The sequence below is a fragment of the Lysobacter sp. HDW10 genome (assembly GCF_011300685.1).
GTDB lineage: Bacteria > Pseudomonadota > Gammaproteobacteria > Xanthomonadales > Xanthomonadaceae > Solilutibacter.
The window spans coordinates 1,799,434-1,818,252 of record NZ_CP049864.1 but is presented as its reverse complement, the minus strand read 5'-3'; the positions used below and the strand labels follow the sequence as shown (position 1 = coordinate 1,818,252).

The window sequence follows — 18,819 nt, the reverse complement described above, 5'->3', positions numbered from 1 at the left end:
TTGGACGGATTCGATCAGCAGCTGCATGGCTATCGGCAGGGGCATCAGCTCCTCTCGAGTACCATCCGGCTACCGAAGCCCGACCAGGATCTGATCGATAGGCTGTCCGACGTCGCCGGTCCGCTTTCACCGGGTGAGCGCTTTGCGCCCTATCTGACCCTGTACCCCCTGCCGAGCGAGACGCACTACGTGGTCGCTAGGACCTGGCAAGACTTCGAGGCGCCGCGGGCTGGCTGCGTCCGCACCCGTAGCGTCTTGGTGCCTATGGCTGACTGGCAGGAGATGCAGGACGTGGCGGCCGTCGTTGCCGTCGCCACAGAGGCCGGAGCGAACCAACCGGCAGAGCGCAGGGCGACCGCCGCCGGCTCGATCCTGCTTCCGCCAGTCGATCCGCTGCAGGGCACGGAGCTTATCGAGGCGATGTTCCTCGAGGAGCGAGCCCCCATCGTCGTGTTCGACGCGGACAAGCCGGAGCCGCTCGCGCTCCGATTGACGACTGCGCTCTGGCCGGGTTTTCGCCGTACCTTCAGCATGTCGACCTTCGCCCGCTCTCCCAGGACAATCGGCCGCCGCAGCTTCGATCTCGTGTTCGCTTCCAAGGAAGCCCGGTCCCGGTTCGGCGACTGGGAGGGACGCCGCATCGACGGGCGGAAGCGGGGGACAGCCCGCCATCCATGGTCCGAGCTCATCATTGCTCGGGTGCTCAGCTCTCCCAAGCCGTCGCTCAAGAACCTCGATGTCCTTGGCGAGATGTCATCGGACGGCGCCGGCAGTGAGTCGGCTCTGCGTGTCTCGCTCCTTTGGGATGATCTTCGTCGCAAGCTACCCAGTTCCCCCACCGCGGCGTTAGGCATGCTCGATATCGCCAACACGCGTAAGGTCAGACAGGTCGACTTAATCCGCGAGTTGGAGCCGGCGCTGGCTAAGTCGGCGGCGCTGGCGGCCACCACCATGCGAGCAGAGGACGCCTGGAGATACCTTGGCGCCCTTATTCAGAAGCTCGAGGGCCTTCGCCCGTCAATGTCGGTAGCGAAATCCATACGGGCTGCAGCCGTAGACTTGGCCGCCCGTCATCCGGTCGAGACCGTGGAGGTGCTCTCGTCGCTTAATGTCGAGCCTCAGAGGGCGCTGCTGGTGAGCGCGGCGGCAGACGGGCTCGCGCGATCGCTCGATCTCGAAGTCGCCGAGCTGCTGAGCCGCCTCGATGGCGAAGATCTTCTCGACCTGCTGTTCGCCAGCGCAAAGCTGGCCGAAGGGACCATAGGCAGGTTCCCGATCTTTTCGTCTGTACTGACAACGGCGCTCCGTACCGCCGACGACGAGGTTCGGGCGGAAGCAAAGCGCCGACTACTTGACCTCATGGTCGACGATCACCACGTCGATCCCGCCCGGCTGCTCATCGACGATCTCGACGCCGACGGCCTGGTCAAGGAGGCCACGCACGTCCATGCCGTCAACGGGCTTAGCTCGCCCGGAATGCGGAGCGTCCTTATCGAACGAGCACGCGCGCTTCAAGCCGAAGCTGTCCTCCGCGACGCGGTGATCCGGATGGGCGCGAGCGGCGGAGGCGACGCGCTCGTTGAGGCCACGTTGCGTCAGACCCCGGCGGATATGAATTGGCTGCTCACAACCCCCGCGCTGAAGCAGGGCCGGCGGATCGAGTTGATCAGGTCGCTGCTGACCAAGGCGAACTCGCAGCAGTTGCGCGGCATGCTAGCCGACGAGGACACGCTGACCGGAACCATCACCTCGCTGAATGCGGCGGACGGATCGGACGCTGAGTTGCTGTCCCGCATCGCCTACAACGCGACGATGCCGCGTCACGACTACGTCGCCCTCGTGGTCGCGCTGCTCCCAAACCTGCAGGGCGGCATCGGCGCAGAGCTGGTCAGCAAGGCGATCGAACTCGCACTGCCTCAAGAACCAAACGAGGTCTCGCCCGCCGTACTCGATCAACTTCTGTCGGCGGCAGGATCCAAGCTCAATGGTGGCAGGGCAATGCGCGTGGGAGTGCAGCGGGGCGTGTCCCCGGCGGCGGCGTCCCGCAACTTCGTTGCATTCGGTCGCGCGTCCGTCGCCGCCCGTGGCTCCCTTCTCGCCGGCGTCGAGGAGATGGCGGGGGCCATGACGGGGCGGCATCAGCTGGACATATCCACCGAGGCTGCTGAGGCCGCCGCGAAGCTGCTGTGGGAATCCAGATCGGTAACTCCGAATGGCTTCGTCAGGGCTTCAGCCATACTCCTGCCATTCGCGCTCGGCGATCGACGCGAGGCCGCGTCGCCGCTGATCGCGGCGGCGTTTCCGCCCGTGTACCGGGCGCTCGCCGAGGACAGCGCGTTCGACCTGCTGAGCTACATGTTCGTCTTCCTCGACTGGGACAAGTGCAAAAGCGCACGACGCCGTCTGGCCGACGCCTTCGTCCATTCAGAATGGCGAATCTCCGACATAGCTATCGCAGCCGTACGGGCCGGTGATCCGGTCCGCATCCTAGGAAGGATCGCCCGGGAGCGCGGCGGAGAAAAGGTGCTTCAGGGTCTGAGCGCCGACCTGAAGCAGGTCCCGGCAGAGGTGCGAAAGCCCATCCGGGCAGCCCTGAAGGAGCTTGGGCTGGACTGAAGTCGATAGCTCCGGACGCGATGGCAACGCTCAGTTCTGTGTGCTGCTGTTTGCGCCGAACTACTTCAGTAACCGTGCCGCTGGATTGTCCTCGGCCGCGCCAGTCTGAAAATATCCAATCACGCTCGCCACGGATCGGTGCTCGGTCATTGCCATCACTGCCGGCAAAGGCACCCCTTGCTTGCCAGCTTCGGTCACAAACCCCGACCGTAAGCTATGCGCTCCAAAGTCCCCCGCAAGCCCCGCCATGGCCGCCCGGCGCTTCACGATCGTCGCCACCGAACCGGGGAGTAGGGCAGGGCCCACCCGATCCTTCCAGATCCGGCGGAAGATCGCTCCTTCTCGGATCTGGGCTGCTTCAAGCCATGCCGCCAAAGCTTCGGCGCTGCGTCCCAGGATCGGCTTGTCCGGAGTTGAATCTACCGTCACCCCCGCCTGCTGCGTCTTCGAGTACTCCAGCCGATAGATGTAGCTGCCCTCGCCGACCTTGCGCAGGTCACGCATGTCGGCTGCCGCGATTTCGCTACGCCTGCGCCCGCCACTGGCAAAGCCGAAGCAGAGCAGGGCACGGTCGCGCAGGCCTTCCAGGCTGTCATCGCAGGTAGCCAGCATCGCCTCGAGCTCGGGGCGGGTGATGGCCGTCTTTTTGGTGGCACGCTCGCCTCGCTTCACGGCCGCCCGCCGGGCTCGACTGAGCAACGTCCTGACGCTGGGCAAGTCGCACGGGTTGGCCAGGCGCTTGAGCTTGTGTGCCGTCGACAGCACGGCCACGCGCTGGGTCACCGTGGAGAGCTTCAGCGGCCCGACTTTGGCCTTGAGCCCGGCGGCCACCATGGTCCCATCCAGGGCCGGCGGCAGTTCGCTGACCAGCCCGGTCTTGTTCTTGCGCTGGATGTGATCGACCAGAAACTGGATCACCACGGCCTCGCCGACCGGTAAGGTGAGATCCACGCCGTAGCGGCCCCGATGCCAGCCAGCCCAGTAGCGCAGGGCCGTGGCGTAGCTGCGCGTGGTGTTGGCGGCGGCCGCTTCGGCGAGCAGTTCGCGCACTGCATCGGCCGCTTGCTCCGCCAACTGTTCGGGCAGCACCAGGCTGGTGGCCGTCGCGGTGCTTGCGGGGATTGTGCTATTTCGTTTCATAGTATGTATTGTCTGATATGAAACGCGGCGTGTTCTAGCGATAATCATCACTTATCACCAGTACAGAAGCAACGGGGCAGGGCGCCCGCGTAGGAGGCACGACATGGCCCGAGGCATCACCGAATCCGACGTCCACACCGCCGCCGACGAAATCGTTGGCGCCGGCGAGCGACCGACCGTCGAGCGCATCCGCGCGCTCCTAGGCACCGGCTCGCCAAACACCGTCACTCGGTGGCTAGAGACTTGGTGGCAAGGGCTGGGCCAGCGATTGCACGCGCAGCAGGCCAAACTCGCGGTCCCGGCCGCGCCGGACGCGGTCGCTGCCCTAACGGCGGAGTGGTGGGCGCTAGCCCTGGAGAGCGCCCGAATCAGTGCCGACGAGGACCTCGCGGCCGACCGTGCGGCCCTTCAAGACGAGCGCGACGGCCTCCACCGGGACCGCGAGGCTTTCGGCAGCGAGGCTGCGGTTCTGCGTGAGCAGGCGGAAACGGCTGCGCACGCCGAACGCGTGGCGTCGACCCAGGCGGCCGAACTGCAACGGCTGGTCAGTCGGCTCGAAGGGCAGATCGAGGAAGTGTCCCAGCAGCGAGAGGCTGCGCTCGCACGGGCAGTGGAGGCCGAGGCCGTCCGCCAGGCGGTTGAGCAGCGCCTTCAGGAACATCAGGAGGTCGCTCAGGCCGAGCGGGAATCCCTGGCGAACCACGTGCGGACGGTGGAGGATCGCGCCCACGCCGAGGTCGATCGCGCCCGCCAAGAAGGCAAGGAGCTCAAGAATCAGCTGGCGGCCGTCAAAAAGGCGCATGCGGAAGCCGAGAAGTCGCTGGGCCAGCGGGCGGAGGCAGCCACTTCGAAAGCGATGGCGGCGGAGCGTGAATCCGGCATCCAGCGTGCGCGGGCGGATGCTTTGGACGACCAACTGGGCAAGCTCCGTGATCTACCCGTTGCACTGGAAGCGGCTTTGCGCCGGAATGAGGGGTCGTCAAAGGCGAAGACTGCGCGGGGCAAACGACCGAGTCGAGGCTCCGGCACGCCCCCCAAGGTCCCCGCAGAGCGGTGACCTGCGTGAAGTGCCCCAAGACTGCGGTGGCGCCGCCTATAAGAGTGCGGTGCCCACAGCGGTCGATCAGTCGTCAGATGTCTCAGATCGAGAGCTCGGAAGCTATTCAGCCACGCGACTGAGATGTCAGTGAGGGTACCTTTCCGCGGAGTTGTCCGCGGCAGACAGCGGGATCGGTGCACACCGAAATCTACGGAAGTCGCAAGAGTGCACAAGCCCTTGTACGGTAGAAATTTGGATGTACAGGCGTGAGTGCGTCGGATGTACACCGAAAGTGTTCACGCGGTACACCAAAGAGTGCGGTGCCCAGCTGGAAGAGCAACTTGCGCGGCTGGAGGCGCGTCATGCGAAACGGCAGGTCGCGTCGTCCCACGCCGCCGAAGGCAAGCGTCCCGCCCAGCGCGCCACACCAACAGCACGGTCGCCCAAACCCCGCAGTAAACTAAGGAACTCTTAGATACTACGGTGCCGCAACCAGTGATCCCGGAAGATGAAATAAATCGCTTGATGGACCTGGCGATCGCCGACAAGACCACGGAACCTGCGTTTTTTCGGGCACTGCTTGGGGCGACGCTATATGCGCTTGCGCCACGCAAGTCGAAACGGGGGCGTCTGCACTTCATCCAGTTCACGACGCCGCAGGGAGTCACGGTCTTCCCGTGCTTCACCGATCAAGCTCAGGCCGTGGCGGCCGCCGGTGGCAACGCGACGTTGGTCGGTCTGACCGGTCGGCAACTGCTCGAACTGACGCGCGGCCGAATCTTGCTGCTGAACCCGAATTCGATCAGTTGCCTACTGTATCCGGAAGAAGTCGCGGCACTGCTCGATCGGGACGAAGTCGCCATTGTGGAACAGCTCGAAACAGGCGATCGCCAACTTCGCATCGCCCCGCCGACGGACGTTCCATCACGCTTGATCGATCAGCTGAATTCCATTTTCTCGACGTTGCCGAGCGTCGTCGCGGCCTACGCATTAGAAATCGGGGACGAGCACACATCCAAAGAACGCGGCCTGCTGATCGCAGTGGCCGTGCCGCAGAAGGATGCCGAACGGGTTGCTCGGGCCGTCATTACGAACCTCCATGGATGCGTCGAAAACTTTGAGCGCAGCATCGATCTAACGTCCTTCGAACCAGGAGACACGCCTGATTGGCTTGATGCGGCGAAGGTTGCGCCAATTTACGAACGAGCGCCAACCCGAAATCTTGATTTGTCACATATACAGGTGCATTAGGGTGGAGATGGCGTTTGATCACCAGCTCTTAGCAGAACGGGTAGCTTCCGAATACGTGCACCACTTGTTTCCAAGCGTTCGCACACCGGCATTCGTGGCGTGCCCAGACGACGCCTCTGCGGGGGCAGTGATTGACGCGATTAAACGAGCCGCCGGCCGTAAACGCGTCGAGATGGAAGTTGTCGATTTGCGCCCTGACCCTGCAGTGCGCTTGGATGGCGTAACTCAGCGTTTGTGCGGCTTTTACGGTCCACCAAAAGGGGAGGACACGACCCCGCCGCGTATCCTTACGTTGGATGGCTTCGACCTGCTAGAGGGTGCGGGAACTGATGCTCCGACCTATCCATTTCGCTCGGAATTTCAATTCGACGAAGACTATCTGTGGCTCTTCATGGGGAGAGACTGGCGACGCCTTAGGCGCATGTTCGGCAGCTATAATCTGCCCCTGTATCTTGCAGCCACCGATATAACGCCTGCAGCTTGGAGAATGTTAGGCGGAGAGTCGCGACTGCCGCACTCAACTGGGAGCGACTTCTAAGCTGCGGGACTTGGTTGACCCCGTCCAAAAAACACAACAGTGGGGCATGTTGTCGTCGTGATCACGATGCCGCAGGACCTTTTGTTGTCGGCACCAGCGGCCAGCCAGTGGGGGGAAAGATCTTAGACGGGATTGCGTCCGCTAAGTGGGCAGTTGCGAGGCACCAACTTCAGGGAACTTCGGGCACGTTGTCGGCGGCTGTTCGTTCTTCCGGCCGTTTTTTCGGGGAATGTACAAAACGAGGGCGATTGTTGGTCGGTAAATGGGCGGTTGTACGCTGGTGACGGGGCGTTTCCTTGGAGGCAATCAATTGGCCCAGAGGTCCTTTCAGGCCGAGCTGCTTAAGCGCCTCAGCAAGATCGAAGCCAAGCTCACCAGGATCGAAGCTCAGATCGCACAACGAAACCAGGAAAAGTGACGCCGAGGCGATTCTCGCTTGCATCATTGGAGTCGTGACAATCCCGAGCGCTTAGTGAAGCTGTGACAAAACCGAGCAAGGGCAGGAACGTCACAGGTTTACTGAGCCCGGTTGGTGCAGAAGATCCACCCGAGGTGCCTTAAGACAAATGCCTTAAGAGTTCGCATAATGCATAGAGGGGTTCCCGTTTATTTCTGAAGCATGTGCGGGCGAGTGCAGCCCTGTACTGAACAGCAAAACTAGGCTCGCTGCTTTCGCAACGTTCTTCCAAAAAGTTCGATCTCTAGCACTACTTGCGCGATCACTATTTATCTGCGCGATTGTTTTAAGGCGATCTAATCCGAGTGCATCGGCAAGAATAATCGCGGTCTTATCGTCGGCGTGAGACACGCCACATCTGTAGTTACTAATTCTATTTGGGCGAAGTCCCAGAGACTTCGCCGCTGCGTAATCAGACGGCAAATCAAGGCTTTTTTTGTACGCGTCGATCAGTTCATTTGTTCTTGTCATTGGTCAGTTGCTCACATCCGTACGTTCGTTTTCCATCGACGTAAATCATGATTTTCTTTACGTCACCTTTGCCGCCATTCGCCTTGCTGATCTCTTTCCCTAACGTGCAAAAAAACATCATGTCGTGGTTTTCAGTTCGGCGTTCTAGCCCTGGGACCTGTCGAGTTTTGCAGTAAGCAATTTCAACTGGCCCATGTGGTTTATCGCAAGCGTCGTAGATAGGCATGCCCGTACCCCTATGTCTTGACTGATTCTAGGCCTTGACAATGTTCAAGGCCTAGGCATAGTTCGACCCGTGTCTATGCCTATGGCTTGACATACCCAAGACCCCACGCCCGTTGGGGCTTGGGTCCTTCGGGCACGGGCAGGGGATCTACCGATGTTTTCACCGCCGCCGCTATACACCGCGCTTTCAACCGCGCCCTGGATCAACGTGCACTTGACCGTTGTTGCCGTGCTGCTCGCGGTAACGGCTGCTTTCGTCGTGGCGCTTGTTCTTGAGTGTGCGGTCCGTCTCTACGACTACATCGAACATCGCGTGGCGCGTCGTCGCCGTGAACGAGCATTTCGCCGGAGTGTTCGGTTTTGAGTCGCCCTACTGACCAGGAGCGCGGCGCGTGGGCCGCACTCGAAACTTCGATCTGCTGGACAAACCCCCAATTGTTCCCATTGCCAGACGAGTTCCTAGCCGCTGTGCGCCCTTCCGATATGAAGGCCGCCGCGCTTCTGGTCATCTCTGAAGGTGCCGCGCTGCGAGCAGCGCAGGGGCTTTCCCGTGTTTGATGCCCCGAACCTGAACACCTCACCCCATACGGGATGCATTCAAGGCGACGCCGGAACGGCGTTGACTGGACTCCCCTTGTCTAACAGGGGAGTCGACTCTCCCGAAGGCATGAAAACGTGGGCTGGTATCGACTGGGTAGCCGGAAGCGTGGATCTGTTCGATGTGCTCCGTGAAGTGTCGGACACGTATAGCTGGCGGGATCTAGAGACCATTGGCGAGCATTTGAAGTGTTTCGGCCCCAAGCCAAAGCCGAAAGGCTCTGAAGCGGACGAAAACGGCGAGCTCGTTGTTGGCAGTCAATACGTTTTTGTCCCCGCCGATGCCAACGTCCGCGCTTGCGCTTTAGACGTTTTCCAATACTTCTTCGAGGGCTGCGCTATGCAGCTTTCGAGGGACGCCGGTCCAGGCAAGTTTTACGCCTACCGCTACATGCTCCGCAATTTGCAAGACCAGCCATGCGGCATGATTGAGCTCGGCGGATCGTTGACGTTACGCAAGGACACGGGCAGGCCATCCGTTCGCATTGAGTTAACCGGTCTCGGCTGCTCACTTTTTGAACAGCGTGGAAACGCGAGCGCAGACCACGCGCAGCTGTGGTGCGCGTTTCGAGCGAAGCTCGAACGCGTTGGAGCGCAACTTACACGCGTTGACGTTGCTTACGATGATTTTCTTGGCGTCAATTCAGTGAAGCATGCTGAGTGCATGTGGGACCTCGGCGAATTTGATTACAAATTCGGCCCTGAAATGAAGCGTCCAGAGGCAAAAGAGTTCAACGACAAGGGCAGCGGTAAAGGCTGCACGTTTTATGTCGGGAATAGCAGCAGCGAGAAACAGCTTCGTGTTTATGAGAAGGGCAAACAACTAGGCGACCGCGAATCACCGTGGGTTCGGTGGGAGCTCCAGTTCCGCAGTTCTACGCGTAAAAAGCTCTCGCTCGACATTCTCACGGACCCGATGGCTTATATGCGCGGCGCATTTGAGTGCCTAGATTTCGTTGCGTCTTGCATGAAGCGCCTAGAGGTTACCGGCGAAGCGTCAAAAGCCTGCATTAAATCGGTCATGCGACACGCTCGCCGAATGTACGGCGCAACGTTCCATCAACTTCGACTCCTCGCACCAGATCGGGAGTCATTTCTTCAGCTTATTGAGCGCCTAGAAACTGAAAAGGTTCCTCGATGGGCAAAGACAGGGCGTCCAACGTGGGATGACGTCTTTGTATCAAACGATCCCACTGAATCATCTTCGGAATCATCAACATGAAAGTAACCATCCTGCCTCAAATTCACGAAAAGCAATGGTCTAAGGGTGACCGCTCTGGCGTCATTCGGACACAAGACTGCGTTTACGAAAATCCGATCTTTCGCGGTAAGGGTCGAATTGATATCGGTAAATCCGATCCGTACAAGCCAGGGGAATATGAGTTAGACCTCGAAGCCGCAGTTTCACTTGACGACTTCGGCGGTTTGAAACTTGCACGACGCCCTGAAATGAAGCTCGTTCGTGAGGCTTCTCCGGCTCCTGCTTCCAAGTAATTAAAAAAGTCGTCCATCCCGTAGGGGTGGGCGACAAAAGAGAGTTGTTATGTCTGATCCAGTTCTTTTGACGTTGTTTTGTAAGCCGCAAGACTACGACGCGACACAACAGCTTTGCACTGCTCCTTTCTACGGGCCTGCGCCTAGTGGCTTGCCGAAACTAAGCGCAGTAGAAGGCGCGGAAATCGCGGTTCTCATCATCGGATGTTGGGCTATCGGTTTTCTCGTTAAACAAGGTCGGCATCTTTCATCCACTTAAAAAAAGGGTTTCAAATGAACAAGTTCCAAAAGGCCAAACTGGCCGTTGCAAAAGCTGGCGCAGCCGTTACGGGTCTCGCCGCTGCTGGTATGGCGTCGGCTCAATCGACCGGCCTCTCCACCGCTTTTTCGGCTGGTGTCGATAAGTCGGAATTGATGGTCATCGGCGGCATCGTGCTTGGCGTTTGCGGTGTGATCTTCTTGATCCGCTCCGCTCGTCGCGCTGGCTAATCCGTAGTTCCATTGGGGCACGTCAAACGTGCCCCTTTTTTTTGAGGGTTTTTCGATGGACGATCAAACGCCTGGGAGTGGTGGCGATATTGAGATTGGCGGCGGTACTGGCACCGGCACTGGTGGTACGTCTGCAACGGTTCTCTCGTCTGGATTTTCTTCCGGTGTCGATAAGGGCGAGCTCCTCGCCATCGGCATCGTTGTGCTTGCGGTTATCGGCATTATTTTCTTAATCAAAGGCTCAAAGAAAGCCGCTGAACCTGATCGCACGTCATCAAAGACGGCTAAGGAATACGAGGCGATCGGCGAAGCCAGCGCCGCAAAATCTGCTGGCATGTCTGTGCCTGATTACAGGGCCTATCTGGACCGTGTAGACCAACAGCAAAGTTATTCAGATCGACTTGATGCTTTGCAGGCCGCACAAGAGCGCCATGATGAGCAAGCTCTCCGAGATAACCAGTCATGATCGAAGATTTCATGGGTTACTTCGTGCTTCTTGCACTTCTTCCTGCCGTTTGGTTGATGATTAAGTGAATTGGCTAGCACGTGAAGCGGGCCGTGCTGCCGTCCGCAAAATTGTCTATTTGGTCATTGCCGTACTAATTGGCGTGGTGTCAACGTGGTGGAATACCGCGTCCGCACAAACGGCATTCGATGCAAATGCCTGTACTAGCGTTGAGTCCGGTTGTTCTGACGTACAAGCTAAAAACTACTGCGTCGCGGCTGCTGCAAAAGAACAGCAAATGGCCGCGCAAAATGGCATCGGGTTTAACCCGAATTCTTCGTGCCAGAAGGTAAACACTGACACGACACACCCCGAGCGGGGCTATTACAGCTACGGGCCGAACCATCAATTTTCGTTCGTCCGCAACCAGTGGTATTTCGGAAAGTTAGATCAATGCAACGGCATGCCCCCTGATCCGTTTCGCCCTGGTCAATGTATGACGCCGGAGAAGTGCAGCAAGCGCAACTCAGATCCGAACGATCCTGGTTATGTCGGTGATCCTGGCAAGCGTCAAAAGGTTAAGACCAGCACGACTGACTGTGTTGGTTCATGCGAAATGGGTTTCAGTGGCGGCAGCGAAAAGGGAAAAACACGGCTCTGGTCACCAAATGGCTTGTACAACGATGTAACGACGTTCTCCGGCTCGTGGGAATACACGGGCAATGTCTGTGGCGTCGCGCCTTCTGCGCCCACGGAGACGCCCGAGAAGCAGAAAGAGAAGCCGAAAGAGGTTTGTCGGCAGTTGGGCAATCAGACTGCCTGCATGATGCCTGATGGCCGCGTTTGTCCTTCCGGTCATGAAGGTCGTGAATTGTGTTGGACGCCAGGGGAAACGGGCCAAAAAACTGACGGCTCTATCTTGCAAACCAAAAAGCCTGGCACTACTGAGGGCGCACCGACTATTGCGCTTCCAAATGGCGATACAGCAAGCAAACAGGGGAGCGTTTCGGTAGAGCACTCCTCAACGGTTAACAACACCACGACGATTAGTAACACCACCATCACCACGTACATCACCAATTCGGGCGCTGACGCCGGAACAAAAAACGAAGGCAAGCCGACCGAAGAAAACGGACAGGGTGAGGACGATTCAAAGGACAAAGATAAAGGCGAGGCTAGTGGCGGTGGAAACTGCAAAGTAGCTCCGTCTTGTTCTGGTGATTCGATTCAATGCGCCCAAGTTCAACAGGCGTGGCTTGCGCGTTGTTCCGCCGACACGAATGACAACGGCCAACCTGATTGGACGGAAGTTGAGGACATGAATAAAGACGCGTCTAACGTCTTTAACGATTCCCAGGGCAATGGCAAGTTCTGGGCCGATGGCACGGGCAGCGGACCCAATGACGGTTCTCAACTAGACCAAGGCGGTTTCGTAGGCGGTTCCGGTTCTTGTCCCGCGCTTTCAGCTATGGGTGGAACGGGTGGTATGTCGTCCGAGTTTGCTCAGGCATTGGTTAATCCGCCGCCTGAGTGGTGCAACTACATCCGGGCCATCTACGCAATCGTTCTGGTGTTGGCCACCATTGCCGGCGTTTACATCGTTGCCGGCAAGAAAGGAGATTAATTTATGCCCGCGATTCTTTTTGCCGCTGGTGCGCTGCTGCTTGACCTGGCTAAACGCTATTTGCCCACCCTTGTTGGTCGGTTGATGTTGGCGATGGGTATCGGCCTTGCTACTAACAATTTGGTGCTTCCTCAACTTAAAGCGCTAGTGCAGGCGCAAGTTGGTGGGTTGCCTGGAATCATCGTTGCCTACTTCGGCGCTCTTGGCCTAGATAAGGCGTTCACCATCATTCTTTCTGCGCTTGCTGCAAACGCAGCCGCCAAGGTTTTTTTGAAGAAGTTACCAGCATGATTTATTTTTATACGGGCAAGCCTGGTGCAGGCAAGACAGCACTCGCACTCACCAAAGCACGTGAGTTGCTTAAAGAAGGTCGCGAGATCTACGCGTGGGGCGTCAAAGATCTTGACTACGACCGAATCGGCTTTAAGGCATTACCAGATCCAAAAGAGTGGGAATCGTATCCCGATGGCTCTGTGTTCTTTCTTGACGAGGCCTACGGGATTTTCCCGAGTGCTGCACCTGGTTCTAAAGTGCCACCTCACATCGAGGCTCTCGCTCGCCATCGTCATCGAGGCTTTGATTTCATTCTCATATGTCAGCAGCCTCTCCAACTGCATTGGTTTCTGCGTGGCCTTGTTGAGGATCATTACCACGTCGAAAAAATCTGGAAGTCACGCAAGACAGACGTTAAGCATTGGACGGAATACCAAGGCAACACTAAAGCGTCGTCCAATGACAAAACAACGTGGGTTCGTGACAAAGAGATTTTCGACTTCTATACGTCGACCACGCTTGATACAACCGGCGGTATTCAGATCCCGCGTTGGGTCAAGCTCGTCGCGCTTATGGCTGCATTGGTTTCTGCTGGTGTGTGGTTTGCGAAACACCGTGCTGAAACCAAGATCGCTGAAATTAAAGCCGAAAGAGCCGCGACTGTCGCTAGCGTAGCGGGGCAGGCGGGCGCGGCGTCCTCGCTAATCACTAAAGAGACAACCCCTGAGGAATACGCAAAGCTCGGGATCCCGCGTCTTGCAGCTGCTCCTTGGTCGGCGCCTATCTACGATGCTCGCGCTGTGGTCTCAAAGCCTGAGATCTACTGCATGAGCTCAGGCCCTGGTCTTGATGGTGTCGGCAAGTATCGCGATGCGTCTTGTACGTGTCTGACGGAGCAGGGGACACGTTACGAGATCGGTTTCGATGTGTGTTCCGTGATGGCAAAAAACGGGTCTGTCTACAACCCGTTTAAAGAGCCGAAAGTTAACACGCCGCAAGTGTCTGAAATGAATAGGGTTTCCGGCTCTAATTCCCAGGCATTAGGATCTGCGGCCGCGGCTATTCCGGTTACCTCCGCATCTACCGTGAACGCGCCAGCTGGTGACCCACCTGGTCAAGTCGTCGGGTCCTCGCTCGGTCCAATGCGCTGACGGGGCTTACGGGGTGCCCCCGTAGAGATAGCCCGAATAGGGCTATCGTCGTTCTCTTGATTCGGTCCTTACACCCTGGGCGCAATTGCCTTCTCGCGCAGCCCGAGGGTTCACCGCGTCGGGTTACACACCATCCCCGATGACCGGCTTTTGCTCTCTGGACACCTTCGCCAAGCGAGTTCTAGCTTCTAGGCGTTGGTGTCGATACATGAGCCTGTCCAATGCTTGGACGTGCACGCGTTCGCCGTGTGGGTTGACCAGGTGCAGACCGCGCAGCTTCCAGCCGTTCCAGTGGCCTTGTAGATCCTCGTGGTTCAAGATCTCGCGGCGGTAAAGTGCATAGGCGCAGGTGTTAGGGCATTTGTGACCGTTAGGCCAGCAGGGCGGACGGTTCATTGTCGGCATTCCTGATGGCGTGCCAGACTGCGATAAACCGCGTAAATGCTCTGCGCAGAAGATTGGTGCAATGCAGCAATCTTGCCCATAAGTTCGCATAATGCATATTATGTAAAATCATGAATATCCCAGAACCCGTACAGCATCAATCCCGAATGTTTGTCAAACCAACGAATTCCAGAACCTTTCTCATCTTAGACCTTAGCTAAGTCAGCCCTAGCTGGCTCATTTGTCCAAAGCAGTGCGCTTCCCCGCCGCGCTACGTTCGCGACGGCGCAGCCACAAATTGATCAGCTCAACGAACACTGCGAACGCCATCGCCGAATACACGTAGCCCTTCGGAATGTGCATGCCGAAGCCATCCGCGATCAGCACCAAGCCAATCATCATCAGGAATGCCAAAGCCAAAATCTTGACCGTCGGATGACGCTCAACAAAGTCACTCAGCGGCTTGGCAAAGCCCACCATGAAGGCAATCGAAATCAGAATCGCTGTAACCATCACCCAGCGTTCGTCGACCATGCCGACCGCGGTAATGATCGAATCCAACGAGAACACGATGTCGAGCACCATGATCTGGGCAATGACGCCGGCAAAGGTCGCAGATGCCGAGAACGGCTCCAGTGGCGCGCCCGCCTCTTCCACTTTGTTGTGGATCTCATGCGTAGCTTTGCCAATTAGAAACAAGCCACCCCCAATCAAGATCATGTCCCGCCAGGAGACTTCATGTCCTGCCACACTAAACACCGGATCTGTCAGTCCGATGATCCAGCTAATCGCGAACAACAAGCCAATACGCGTAATCGCGGCCAACGCGAGGCCAACTTTGCGCGCTTTATCGCGTTGAGATTCGGGCAAACGGCCCGAAAGAATGGAGATGAAAATGATGTTGTCGATACCAAGGACGAGTTCCAAGGCCGTCAAGGTCAGGAGCGCGATCCAAATTTGTGGATCAGAGAACATCTCGAGCATAGGTTTAGATCATGAGGGAATAGCGCCCATGATGCTGGAAAAGCGTGTTGACGTGCGTTAGAAATCCGTTCAAATTCCGATCGAATGTCAGGGATGCAGATCGTGGCCGCCACAATGCGAAGCCTCAATCTGCAAGGTGGCATGTTCGATATCGAACCGATCATGCAAGAGGGTCTGAAGTGCGTCGCGCAACGCATCTGGACTCCCTGCACTGGTTTCCATGACGACATGTGCAGTCAAGACAGCATCTTTCGATCCCAATGCCCACGCGTGCAGATCATGCACTTCCGTCACCGCAGGATGTTGTGTGAGCGCAAGCCGTACAGCATCCAAATCCAAGCCATCTGGGACGCCCTGCATCAATATATGACCGGACTGCCTTAGGAGCACCCAGGTTCGCGGCAGTACCCACAATCCGATCAAGAGGGCGAGGATGGGGTCGACGATCGTCCAACCCGTGAACTTGATCACCAGGGCACCGATGATGACGCCCACGGATCCAAGCATGTCACTCCACACTTCGAGGTAAGCGCCTTTCATATTGAGGCTCTCCCCTGCCCCTGCCTTTAACAAGCGCATCGAAATCAAGTTCACCACCAAGCCCGCACTAGCCACCCAAAGCATGGCGTTCGAAGCAACGGTAGGGGGCGACATGAATCGCCCAACTGCTTCCCAAAGCACATACCCTGCAACGGCAAACAGCAAGCCGCCGTTGATCAACGCACCGATGGCTTCCATGCGTGCGTAACCATAGGTGCGCTTCGCGTCTGCCGGGCGCCGACTCATGCGCACGGCAAACAACGAAATCGCCAAGGCGATCACATCCGTACCCATATGCGCAGCATCAGAAAGGAGCGCCAAACTGTTGGACCAAAAGGCGCCGACGACTTCAATAATCAAAAAGCCGGCTGTCAGCACAAATGCAAACCACAGAGGTCTTTCGAATTTGATTTCGCCGCCGCCGTGGTCGTGCCCTGCACCCATGTGAAGTCTCCTGACCTGAGATTGATAGTGGTAAACCGCATCTTAGGCAGGGCTAAAAACGGACACAATTACAGATCACGCGCACACCGGCTTAACCCTTTGTCTCGCACTATCTGATGCTCAAGGAGAGACGCCATGAACCCCAGTCAATTCCGCGTTGTCGCCCTTCCCGTCTTGATGTCGGGCCTGCTGCTTGCAGCGTGCCAAAACGGCGCAGCCAGTGACACATCGCCCGTGATATCGAAGACAAATGGCGCAGATAGCTCAACCCGGCTCACGCGCTCGGAACTCGCAACCTTTGACGAACCGTGGGCAATGGCATTTCTGCCCGACGGCCGCCTACTCGTGACGGAAAAACGAGGTCAGCTGAAATTGTTCGATCCGAAGACGGGTCATGTCGGCACAGTTTCTGGTGTGCCCAGCGTCGCCTATGGCGGCCAAGGCGGATTAGGCGACGTCGTCTTGCATCCCAGTTTTGCTTACAACCACAGCGTCTATCTGAGTTTTGTAGAGAAAGGTTCTGACGATACGCGCGGTGCGGTGGTCTACCGAGCCACCCTTGAAACCGACGCGCAAGGCGATGGCAAGCTGACAGGTGGTCAAGTGCTTTGGCGGCAGGTGCCTAAAGTTTCCGGCGAAGGTCACTACAGCCATCGCATCTTGTTCTCGCCTGACGGAAAGATGTTTATTTCGTCAGGCGAACGGCAGAAGTTCACGCCCGCGCAAGACATGAACACCAATCTCGGCAAGATCTTGCGATTGAATGACGACGGTTCAGTACCGAACGACAATCCCTTCGCCGATCAGGGTGACATTGCAAAGCAAGTTTGGACACTCGGCCATCGAAACATTCTGGGTTTGGCCTTCAATCCGAAGGACGGAAAGCTCTACGAGAATGAAATGGGTCCGCGTGGGGGTGATGAGTTCAACGTCATAGAACGCGGTAAGAACTATGGCTATCCCATTGTGTCGGACGGCGACCACTACAGCGGACGCTCGATCCCGGATCACAAGACGCGCCCGGAATTCAGAGCACCTTTGATGACTTGGACACCGGTGATCTCACCCTCAAGTCTGATGTTCTACACCGGCAAGCTGATTCCGAGTTGGACGGGCGATGCATTGATCAGCGGCTTGTCGTCTGAAGCCATCGTACGCGTGCGCGTAGAAAACGGCACAGCACGCGAGGTCGAACGCATCGATATGGGCGAACGTATTCGTGATCTCGCGCAAGCGCCGGACGGTGCCCTCTGGGTGTTGCAAGATGGCAATGATGCGAAACTACTTCGCATGGCACCCTGATGTTTCCACGCCACGTAAAGCGCACTCTAGATAACAAGGTTTCAATCGATGCATGCAGTCGAATTCAAGGACATCGTTGCCGCTTCCGAACGGATTCGATCCGCAATTCAACGAACGCCTGTTCTCACATCGTCTGCGATCAATGCGCAGTTGGGCTTTGAGGTTTACTTCAAGTGCGAGAACTTTCAGCGCGTCGGCGCCTTCAAAATGCGCGGTGCATACAATGCGCTGTCGCACTTTGACCCGGACGCCCGCAAGCGTGGCGTAGTCACCGCCTCTTCCGGCAATCATGCGCAAGCCATCGCATGCAGCGCGCGTTTGTTGGAGATGCCTGCGAAAGTTGTAATGCCATTCGACGCACCTGCCATGAAAATCTCAGCAACACGCGGCTACGGTGCGGAAGTCATTTTCTATGATCGTTACACGCAAGATCGCGATGCCATATGCAATGAAATTTCTGCATCGAATGGTATGACGGTCATACCACCCTTCGATCATCCAGATGTCATCGCAGGGCAAGGTACCGCCGCAATGGAGTTGTTAGAAGAGGTGCCAGATCTCGATGCCATTTGTGCACCGTTAGGGGGCGGCGGTTTGTTGTCCGGCACGGCCATCGCTGCAAAACAGATGCAATCAACGATTCGTGTGTATGGCTGCGAACCACTCGCAGGTAACGATGGGCAACAAAGTTTTCGCACAGGTGAAATCGTACGCATCGACACACCAAAAACCATTGCCGATGGCGCACAAACACAGGCTCTCGGTGCCCTCACCTTTCCAATCATTCGTGCCCTGGTCGACGACGTTCTAGCCGTAGATGACGTCACTTTGATCCGTGCGATGCAATGTCATGCTGAACGGATGAAGCTTTGGGTCGAACCTACGGGCTGTTTAGGGCTCGGCGCCCTGCTTTCCCATACGCTAAATCTGCCCAAAAACGCCAAAGTAGGCGTGATTATCAGCGGTGGAAACGTCGATGCCGCGCGCTTTTCCTCGTTAATTCAATCACTTAGCTGAGAACGCATGGACTATGTCTTTAGTTGGGTGTTCTCGGTGTTGACATGTTCAGTGTTGGTGTTATAGTTCAATACAACACCACTCCAACAGGATGGCTCCATGAACACCCCAGCTAGAAAGGCGCTCAAGCTTCTGACCCAACCCGCCTTCTTGTTGTTGTTCGTCGCAACGGTCTTCGCTGCGATCGTCCCGGCCATGGCCGAGGGTAATCGCTCGGCAGAAGCCCGCCCAGTGTCTAACGCTGGGGTCGTCGAGCAAAAAACAGCACGCAAGCAAACACTCGCCCGGCATCACCTCACCATGCCGTTCTTTTCATTCACCTCAGGGGGTTGAGCGAA

The 18,819-nt window shown here is 57.4% G+C and carries 19 protein-coding genes; 14 read left to right on the top strand and 5 right to left on the bottom strand.

Features of this window, described 5'->3' with window-relative positions; genetic code table 11:
• Positions 1 to 2,616, top strand: coding sequence for a hypothetical protein (locus tag G7069_RS08800; RefSeq protein WP_166296650.1), 2,616 nt, complete (start codon positions 1 to 3; stop codon positions 2,614 to 2,616).
• A gap of 60 nt (positions 2,617 to 2,676) precedes the next feature.
• Here G7069_RS08800 and G7069_RS08795 read toward each other — a convergent pair whose 3' ends face one another.
• Positions 2,677 to 3,756, bottom strand: coding sequence for a site-specific integrase (locus G7069_RS08795; RefSeq protein WP_166296647.1), 1,080 nt, complete (start codon positions 3,754 to 3,756; stop codon positions 2,677 to 2,679).
• Positions 3,757 to 3,859: 103 nt separating this feature from the next.
• Here G7069_RS08795 and G7069_RS08790 point away from each other — a divergent pair, with 103 nt between their 5' ends.
• Together G7069_RS08790 and G7069_RS08785 are read left to right on the top strand one after the other, a co-directional pair.
• Positions 3,860 to 4,813 (top strand): DNA-binding protein, encoded by a 954-nt coding sequence (locus G7069_RS08790; RefSeq protein ID WP_166296644.1) that lies wholly within the window; start codon positions 3,860 to 3,862, stop codon positions 4,811 to 4,813.
• 477 nt (positions 4,814 to 5,290) lie between these two features.
• A complete protein-coding gene (locus G7069_RS08785) occupies positions 5,291 to 6,046 on the top strand; it encodes an enhanced serine sensitivity protein SseB C-terminal domain-containing protein (RefSeq protein ID WP_166296641.1) in 756 nt (251 codons plus the stop codon).
• A 707-nt stretch (positions 6,047 to 6,753) separates the two neighbouring features.
• On the opposite strand, the gene G7069_RS08780 is transcribed toward G7069_RS08785, so the two are convergent.
• On the bottom strand, positions 6,754 to 7,029 hold the full coding sequence (locus G7069_RS08780) for a hypothetical protein (RefSeq protein WP_166296638.1): 276 nt from the start codon (positions 7,027 to 7,029) through the stop codon (positions 6,754 to 6,756).
• A 466-nt stretch (positions 7,030 to 7,495) separates the two neighbouring features.
• Positions 7,496 to 7,738 (bottom strand): hypothetical protein, encoded by a 243-nt coding sequence (locus G7069_RS08775; RefSeq protein WP_166296635.1) that lies wholly within the window; start codon positions 7,736 to 7,738, stop codon positions 7,496 to 7,498.
• A gap of 153 nt (positions 7,739 to 7,891) precedes the next feature.
• On the opposite strand from G7069_RS08775, the gene G7069_RS10630 reads away from it, so the two are divergent.
• The 8 genes from G7069_RS10630 to G7069_RS08740 all read left to right on the top strand — a co-directional run bounded on the left by G7069_RS10630 (position 7,892) and on the right by G7069_RS08740 (position 13,810).
• On the top strand, positions 7,892 to 8,101 hold the full coding sequence (locus G7069_RS10630; RefSeq protein WP_205758707.1) for a hypothetical protein: 210 nt from the start codon (positions 7,892 to 7,894) through the stop codon (positions 8,099 to 8,101).
• Positions 8,102 to 8,287: 186 nt separating this feature from the next.
• Positions 8,288 to 9,556 carry a replication initiation factor domain-containing protein gene (locus tag G7069_RS08770; protein ID WP_166296632.1) on the top strand — a complete coding sequence of 423 codons (1,269 nt, stop codon included), beginning with the start codon at positions 8,288 to 8,290 and terminating at the stop codon, positions 9,554 to 9,556.
• Positions 9,553 to 9,828: a hypothetical protein gene (locus tag G7069_RS08765; RefSeq protein WP_166296629.1), complete on the top strand. Its 276-nt coding sequence runs from the start codon at positions 9,553 to 9,555 to the stop codon at positions 9,826 to 9,828. The genes G7069_RS08770 and G7069_RS08765 overlap by 4 nt, the downstream gene beginning before the upstream one ends.
• Before the next feature lie 273 nt (positions 9,829 to 10,101).
• Positions 10,102 to 10,317: a hypothetical protein gene (locus G7069_RS08760; protein WP_166296627.1), complete on the top strand. Its 216-nt coding sequence runs from the start codon at positions 10,102 to 10,104 to the stop codon at positions 10,315 to 10,317.
• 55 nt (positions 10,318 to 10,372) lie between these two features.
• Entirely contained in the window at positions 10,373 to 10,783 is a 411-nt protein-coding gene (locus G7069_RS08755; RefSeq protein WP_166296624.1) for a hypothetical protein, read from the top strand.
• A 64-nt stretch (positions 10,784 to 10,847) separates the two neighbouring features.
• Positions 10,848 to 12,386 (top strand): hypothetical protein, encoded by a 1,539-nt coding sequence (locus tag G7069_RS08750; protein WP_166296621.1) that lies wholly within the window; start codon positions 10,848 to 10,850, stop codon positions 12,384 to 12,386.
• Positions 12,387 to 12,389: 3 nt separating this feature from the next.
• Entirely contained in the window at positions 12,390 to 12,677 is a 288-nt protein-coding gene (locus G7069_RS08745) for a DUF2523 family protein (RefSeq protein ID WP_166296618.1), read from the top strand.
• Positions 12,674 to 13,810, top strand: coding sequence for a zonular occludens toxin domain-containing protein (locus tag G7069_RS08740; protein WP_166296615.1), 1,137 nt, complete (start codon positions 12,674 to 12,676; stop codon positions 13,808 to 13,810). The genes G7069_RS08745 and G7069_RS08740 overlap by 4 nt, the downstream gene beginning before the upstream one ends.
• A gap of 621 nt (positions 13,811 to 14,431) precedes the next feature.
• Here the strand turns inward: G7069_RS08740 and G7069_RS08735 are convergent.
• Both G7069_RS08735 and G7069_RS08730 read right to left on the bottom strand, forming a co-directional pair.
• The gene (locus G7069_RS08735) at positions 14,432 to 15,178 is read right to left on the bottom strand and encodes a TerC family protein (protein WP_166296612.1); all 747 of its coding nucleotides are present in this window, start codon (positions 15,176 to 15,178) and stop codon (positions 14,432 to 14,434) included.
• Between the two features lie 87 nt (positions 15,179 to 15,265).
• Positions 15,266 to 16,162 carry a cation diffusion facilitator family transporter gene (locus tag G7069_RS08730; protein WP_166296609.1) on the bottom strand — a complete coding sequence of 299 codons (897 nt, stop codon included), beginning with the start codon at positions 16,160 to 16,162 and terminating at the stop codon, positions 15,266 to 15,268.
• A 135-nt stretch (positions 16,163 to 16,297) separates the two neighbouring features.
• Between G7069_RS08730 and G7069_RS08725 the strand changes: the two genes are divergently transcribed.
• From G7069_RS08725 to G7069_RS08715, 3 genes are all read left to right on the top strand, one after another.
• On the top strand, positions 16,298 to 17,464 hold the full coding sequence (locus tag G7069_RS08725; RefSeq protein ID WP_240912546.1) for a PQQ-dependent sugar dehydrogenase: 1,167 nt from the start codon (positions 16,298 to 16,300) through the stop codon (positions 17,462 to 17,464).
• Between the two features lie 48 nt (positions 17,465 to 17,512).
• A complete protein-coding gene (locus G7069_RS08720; protein ID WP_166296606.1) occupies positions 17,513 to 18,481 on the top strand; it encodes a threo-3-hydroxy-L-aspartate ammonia-lyase in 969 nt (322 codons plus the stop codon).
• 99 nt (positions 18,482 to 18,580) lie between these two features.
• Positions 18,581 to 18,814 (top strand): hypothetical protein, encoded by a 234-nt coding sequence (locus G7069_RS08715; RefSeq protein WP_166296603.1) that lies wholly within the window; start codon positions 18,581 to 18,583, stop codon positions 18,812 to 18,814.
• The last annotated feature ends 5 nt before the right edge of the window (positions 18,815 to 18,819 follow it).

Coding starts and splice junctions, on each gene's coding strand:
- G7069_RS10630 (WP_205758707.1), top strand. CDS start 7,892: ATGTTTTCACCGCCGCCGCTATACACCGCGCTTTCAACCGCGCCCTGG.
- G7069_RS08715 (WP_166296603.1), top strand. CDS start 18,581: ATGAACACCCCAGCTAGAAAGGCGCTCAAGCTTCTGACCCAACCCGCC.
- G7069_RS08760 (WP_166296627.1), top strand. CDS start 10,102: ATGAACAAGTTCCAAAAGGCCAAACTGGCCGTTGCAAAAGCTGGCGCA.
- G7069_RS08780 (WP_166296638.1), bottom strand. CDS start 7,029: ATGATGCAAGCGAGAATCGCCTCGGCGTCACTTTTCCTGGTTTCGTTG.
- G7069_RS08745 (WP_166296618.1), top strand. CDS start 12,390: ATGCCCGCGATTCTTTTTGCCGCTGGTGCGCTGCTGCTTGACCTGGCT.
- G7069_RS08795 (WP_166296647.1), bottom strand. CDS start 3,756: ATGAAACGAAATAGCACAATCCCCGCAAGCACCGCGACGGCCACCAGC.
- G7069_RS08730 (WP_166296609.1), bottom strand. CDS start 16,162: ATGGGTGCAGGGCACGACCACGGCGGCGGCGAAATCAAATTCGAAAGA.
- G7069_RS08720 (WP_166296606.1), top strand. CDS start 17,513: ATGCATGCAGTCGAATTCAAGGACATCGTTGCCGCTTCCGAACGGATT.
- G7069_RS08775 (WP_166296635.1), bottom strand. CDS start 7,738: ATGCCTATCTACGACGCTTGCGATAAACCACATGGGCCAGTTGAAATT.
- G7069_RS08725 (WP_240912546.1), top strand. CDS start 16,298: ATGAACCCCAGTCAATTCCGCGTTGTCGCCCTTCCCGTCTTGATGTCG.
- G7069_RS08755 (WP_166296624.1), top strand. CDS start 10,373: ATGGACGATCAAACGCCTGGGAGTGGTGGCGATATTGAGATTGGCGGC.
- G7069_RS08790 (WP_166296644.1), top strand. CDS start 3,860: ATGGCCCGAGGCATCACCGAATCCGACGTCCACACCGCCGCCGACGAA.
- G7069_RS08735 (WP_166296612.1), bottom strand. CDS start 15,178: ATGCTCGAGATGTTCTCTGATCCACAAATTTGGATCGCGCTCCTGACC.
- G7069_RS08740 (WP_166296615.1), top strand. CDS start 12,674: ATGATTTATTTTTATACGGGCAAGCCTGGTGCAGGCAAGACAGCACTC.
- G7069_RS08765 (WP_166296629.1), top strand. CDS start 9,553: ATGAAAGTAACCATCCTGCCTCAAATTCACGAAAAGCAATGGTCTAAG.